At 64.9% G+C, this 5,663-nt stretch carries 3 protein-coding genes; 2 read left to right on the plus strand and 1 reads right to left on the minus strand.

The window, feature by feature from the left end; translation table 11 throughout:
* Window positions 1–683: DMT family transporter (locus AC5DC2_RS18345; protein WP_491699512.1), on the minus strand; the 683-nt coding region annotated here is incomplete at its 3' end.
* A 188-nt stretch (window positions 684–871) separates the two neighbouring features.
* Between AC5DC2_RS18345 and pepN the strand changes: the two genes are divergently transcribed.
* Window positions 872–3,520: an aminopeptidase N gene (gene pepN / locus AC5DC2_RS18350; protein ID WP_491699510.1), complete on the plus strand. Its 2,649-nt coding sequence runs from the start codon at window positions 872–874 to the stop codon at window positions 3,518–3,520.
* Between the two features lie 226 nt (window positions 3,521–3,746).
* Window positions 3,747–5,600, plus strand: a complete 1,854-nt coding sequence (locus tag AC5DC2_RS18355) for a hypothetical protein (protein ID WP_491699511.1) — start codon at window positions 3,747–3,749, stop codon at window positions 5,598–5,600.
* Window positions 5,601–5,663: the final 63 nt, after the last annotated feature.

Genomic DNA, 5,663 nt, shown 5'->3' on the forward strand with positions numbered 1-5,663 from the left:
CCGGACAGGATGAGCAGGACGAGCGGCCAGAAGCCGAGCGAGGCCCAGCCGAAGGGCAGCGTCGCAAGCGACAGCAGCGCGGCAAAGGTCGAGAAATAGAGCACGATCGTCGGCCCCTTCTCGGTCACCAGCAGGCGACGGACCTGGATCATCGCCAGCGCGCCGAGCGCCGCGCCTGCAAGGACGAGAACAACGGCGAGCGCCTCCTCCGAACCGATCCCGCCCTCGCGGAAAAGCGTCAGCTTGGGCCAGGAGATGATCATCACCCCGAACAGCCCGACGCCGACGGCCGTCCAGCGATAGATGCGCACCACCTCGCCAAGAAGCAGGGCGGCGAAAACGACGGAAAGCAGCGGCAGGGCATAGCCGAGGGCGATCACCTCCGGCAACGGCAGGTGCATCAGGCCGTAAAACCCCATGCCCATCGAGGTAATGCCGATCAGCGAGCGCAGGAAATGGCCGACCGGGCGTTTCGTCTTGTAAGCGCCCTTCAGTTCATGCCGCCAGGCGAGATAGACGATGATGGGCACGATGCCGAACAGGGAGCGGTAAAACGTCACCTGCCCCGGCGCGATCCCCTCGCCCGCGAGCTTGATGCAGGTCTGCATGCCGAGGAAGGCAAGGATCGAGGACAGTTTGAGGACGATGCCGCGCAACGGGTTGGCATTGGTTTCGAAGGGCATGAACGGGGCATTCTGGTCAAGGGTTGTGGGCGGCAAGGGCCGCGTATGTCCCATCCTCCTTACGCCAGTTCCCGCATGCCTGTACAGATTTCATGAAAATCCGGCGAAGCATTTGCATTTTCCCGCCCCGGGCGCTTTGTTGTGCATCGATCGGCCGCGCCGAATGAAACCATATGAAGAGGAAGCCCATGCGAGCGGACAAGAACCGGACCGTTTACCTGAAGGACTATCAGCCGACCGATTTCCTCATCGAGACCGTCGACCTGGTGTTCGACCTCGGCGAGACGATGACGACCGTGGGGAGCCAGATCCGCATGCGCCGCCGGCCGGGCGCGGACCCTTCCGCTCCGCTGATCTTCGACGGCGACGGGCTCGCCTTGTCCGGCCTTGCGCTTGACGGCAAGCCGTTGCTCCCCGAGCGCTATGACAGCGACGCCGACAGGCTGACGATCCGCGACCTGCCCGAGGACGGCGCCTTCACGCTGACGATCAAGACGCGCATCAATCCGAGCGCCAACAGCCAGCTTCTCGGCCTCTACCGGACAAACGGCGTCTATTCGACCCAGTGCGAGGCGGAGGGCTTTCGCCGCATCACCTATTTCTACGACCGGCCCGACGTGCTGGCGGTCTACACGGTGACGATCATCGCCGACGAGAAGACCTGCCCGCTCCTGCTGTCGAACGGCAATCTCGTCGAGGAACACAAGCTCGATGACGGCCGGCACATGGCCCGGTGGCACGACCCCTTCCCCAAGCCGTCCTATCTCTTCGCGCTCGTCGCCGGCGACCTTGCGATGATCGAGGACAGGTTCACGACCATGTCAGGCCGCGCGGTCACGCTCAGGATCTATGTCGAGCACGGCAAGGCCGGACGCGCCGGCTATGCGATGGATTCGCTCAAGCGCGCGATGAAGTGGGACGAGGAACGCTTCGGGCGCGAATACGACCTCGACATCTTCATGATCGTCGCCGTCTCCGATTTCAACATGGGCGCGATGGAGAACAAGGGCCTCAACATTTTCAATGACCGGCTGATCCTGGCGGATCCGGAAACGGCGACCGACGACGATTATGCCCGGATCGAGGCCGTGGTGGCGCATGAATATTTCCACAACTGGACCGGCAACCGGATCACCTGCCGCGACTGGTTCCAGCTGAGCCTCAAGGAAGGCCTGACGGTCTATCGCGAGCATGAGTTCTCCGCCGACGAGCGCTCGCGCCCGGTCGTGCGGGTGGAGGAAGTGAAATTCCTCAGGGCCCACCAGTTCCCGGAAGACGGCGGGCCGCTCGCCCATCCGGTGCGCCCGACCGAATATCTCGAAATCGACAATTTCTATACGACAACGGTCTACGAGAAGGGCTCCGAGGTCTCGCGCATGATCGCCACGCTTCTGGGACCGGATGGCTTCCGCAAGGGACTCGACCTGTTCTTCGAGCGCCATGACGGCGGCGCGGTGACGATCGAGGATTACCTGAAATGCTTCGAGGATGCGACCGGCCACGATCTCGCGCATTTCTCGCTCTGGTACCACCAGGCCGGAACGCCGATGATCTCGGTCGCCAGTTTCTATGACGAGGCGAAGGGCGAGCTGAAGCTGACGCTCGGCCAGAAGACGCCGCCCACCCCCGGCGAGAGGGTCAAGAAGCCGCTGCACATCCCGCTCCGGGTCGGCCTCATCGGCCCCAACGGCGACGACATGGAACCGTCGGCGATCAGCGGCGGGGCACATCGCGAGGACGTTCTGGAACTCACGCAGGACGAGCAGACCTTCGTCTTTGAAGGGATCGGCGCGCGTCCGGCCATTTCGGTCAATCGCGATTTCTCCGCGCCGGTGCGGGTCCGCTTCGACCAGTCGCGCGAGGACCGGCTCAGGATCGCCGGGGCCGAGACCGATCTGGTTGCCCGCTGGGATACGGTCAATGCATTGGCGCTCGAGGCGCTGGTCGGGGCGACGGAGGAGATCAGGGCCGGACGGACGGTGAGGCCGGATGCAGGCTTGAGCGCGGTTCTCGTCGCCACGGCGGAGGACGAGACGCTCGAACCCGCTTTCCGCGCCCTGGCGCTGACGCTGCCGAGCGAACTCGATATCGGCCGCGAGATCGGCGACAATGTCGACCCGGACGCGATCCATACGACGCGAAAGGCGGTTTTCGAGGCCATTGCCGAAGCCGGGCGCGAGACCTTCATCCGCCTGACAGCCGACATGGGCACGCGCAGCGCCTTCAGCCCCGATGCCGAAAGCGCCGGCAGACGGGCGCTCGCCAACACGGCGCTCGCGCTTGCCTCGGCCGCAGAGAAGGCGCCCGAACGCGCAAGCCGGGCCTATCAGGCGGCGGACAACATGACGGACATGCTGGCCGCCATGCGGGTTCTGGCCCACCAGTTTTCAGGCTCCGGCGAGGCGGAAAACGCGCTTGCCGATTTCAGGCGCCGCTTTGCCCGCGAGCCGCTGGTGCTCGACAAATGGTTCGCGACGCTGGCGACGGTTCCGGGCGGGCAGACGCTTGAACGCGTCGCATCGCTGATGGGTGATGATGCCTTCGACGAGACCAACCCCAACCGGGTGCGCGCCCTTATCGGAGCCTTCGCCTCGTCCAATCCGACCGGGTTCAACCGGCCCGACGGCGCGGGCTACGCTTTCTTCGCCGACTTCATCCTGACCTCCGACAAGCGCAATGCCACGCTGACGGCCCGGCTGATGACGGCGATGCGCTCCTTCGAGGCGCTTGAGCCGGGACGGCGCGCGCTTGCCCGCAAGGCTATCGAACGCATTGCCGGCCATGATGATCTCTCCCGCAACCTGCGGGATATCGTCGGTCGCATGTTGAAAGGCTGAATTAGCGCTTGCCAAGACACGCAATCCGAGTCCTCCGTTTTGACGGACCGGCCGCCGCAGCTGCGCCGTACAGCTTTCGCGGCGGCCGTCAATTCACAAAAAAGCCTTATTTGATATATGGTTAACAAAAGCTTCCCGAAGGGTGCTGGACAAGCCGAATCACCTTTGATTCACTAGGGTAGATTCGCAAGGCGGTTTCGCGGATCGCACGAGGGAACTTAAGCACATGAAACGATCAGATCTGTGGGACGACCCCGCAGTGAACGGGAACCTGCGCTCCGGATTCACTGCAAGCCAGACATTTTCAGGCCGCGAACAGGTCGGTTTTCAGGGCCTTGGCGCTTTTGCCGCCGCCAACAGGCCGGCGGTCGAAAGCCTTCTCAAGAAGTCCATCCCCTATCTGATCCTTGCCTTTCTCATCTGCGTCGCCCTGGCGCGCGGGCTCTCCCTGATCTCCAGCCATACCCGCATGGAAGATGCCCTGCGCCAGGCAACAGAACTGACCTCGACGATCGCGCTTGTTGCGCTGGAGGACGAGACGGCGCTGTTCGACCCCGAGAATGCCGCTGCCGCCGACGACAGGTTGCAGGCGCTTTCCGCGGTGTCCGCCACCGACCCGGACACCGATCTCGTGATGATCGACACCAGCGGCTCCGTGCTTGCCGCAACCCCAGCGCGCGCCGGCCTCGTCGGCCGTTCGCTCGCCTCCGTCTTTCCCGAGTTGACCTCGGCCCACCATCCGCGCACCGGCGGACAGGTCGTCGAGACGCGGATCGACGGCGCGCCCTACCAGGTCTCCATGCAGCTCGTCGGCAATGACGGCGGCATGGTGATCGCGCTGCATGCGATGGAGCGGATGAATGCCTTCTGGCGCGCCGAGGTCAATCTCAACGTCACCCTGTTTGCCGCCATGGCGCTGCTGCTGCTCGTCGTGGTCTACGCCTACTACACCCAGATCAACCGCGCCGACGCGACGACAGGCGTCATGTCCGCCGAGCGCGGCGCGCGCGATGTCATGCTCGCCAACGGCGAGGCGGGACTGTGGTCATTCGACCCGGCGCGCCGCCGCGCCTGTCTCGACGGCTCGGCCTGCGCGGCCCTCGGCTTCGGCGAGACGGCGCGAGAGATCGATTATCGCGGACTCCTGGCTCTCGTCCATCCCGATGACCGGCGCGGGCTTTCCCGGAAACTCCGCCCCACGGATGACGGATTGATAGAGGCCGATCTTCGCCTGCGCCGCCAGGACGGACGCTACGGCCTGTTCGCGCTTCGCGCCCATGCGGCGATCAGGGGCGACACCGTATCCGTTTCCGGCGCGGCCATCCGTCAGGCATCGTGCCACCAGAAGGCGGTCGAGGCGTCTGCAAGGCGCGCCGGCATGCTCGAGGCTGCCTTTGATGCACTGCCCCAGCCGCTGGCGCTGTGGCGCAAGGATGGAAGCCTCGACCTTGCCAATGCCGCCTTCAGGGCCGCCTACGACCTTGATGACGGCCAGTGCGCCATGCGCCGGGATGCGCTTGCTGCGGAAAGCCGGCATCAGGCCGTTGTCGTTCGCCGCAACCACGGTGCGTGCGGCACGGCGGCCGAGGTCAGGACGGCGCGCGGCGCGTGGATGCGGATTGCCGAGCACTCCATTGAAGACGGCGCCCGACTGACGGTCGGCACCGACATCACCAGCTTCAGACAGGAGCAGACCCGGCTCCAGGCCGAGCAGGAACGACTGCGGGAAAAGGTCAGCGCCATGGCGCTTGACCGCCGCAAGCTGGAACTGAAATGCGCATCGCTCGAGCGGTCGCTTGAAGGGAAGACGGCCGCGCCGCGCCGAGAGGACACCGTTCTCGCCGACGCCTCCGTCCCCGCCGAGATCCGCACCGCGCTGACGTCCGTGCTCGGCTTTTCCGAACTGATGATGGCCGAAACGGACAAGACGTCCGGCGGCAAGCTCAACGACTATGCCCGCCACATCCACAGCGGCGGCGAGGCGCTTCAGGCACTGGTCCGGCGGCTTGAGGGCAAGCCCCATGCGCCCGCTGCCGGGGTTTCCGGCCACGAACCCGTCGTCAGGCGCAGGATCGGCTGACCGGTCTAGCGCATCGGCCCGAACATCGGAATCGATTTTCGGAAAGCACGATGCGTAGATAAA

The organism is Martelella sp., from assembly GCF_984369615.1.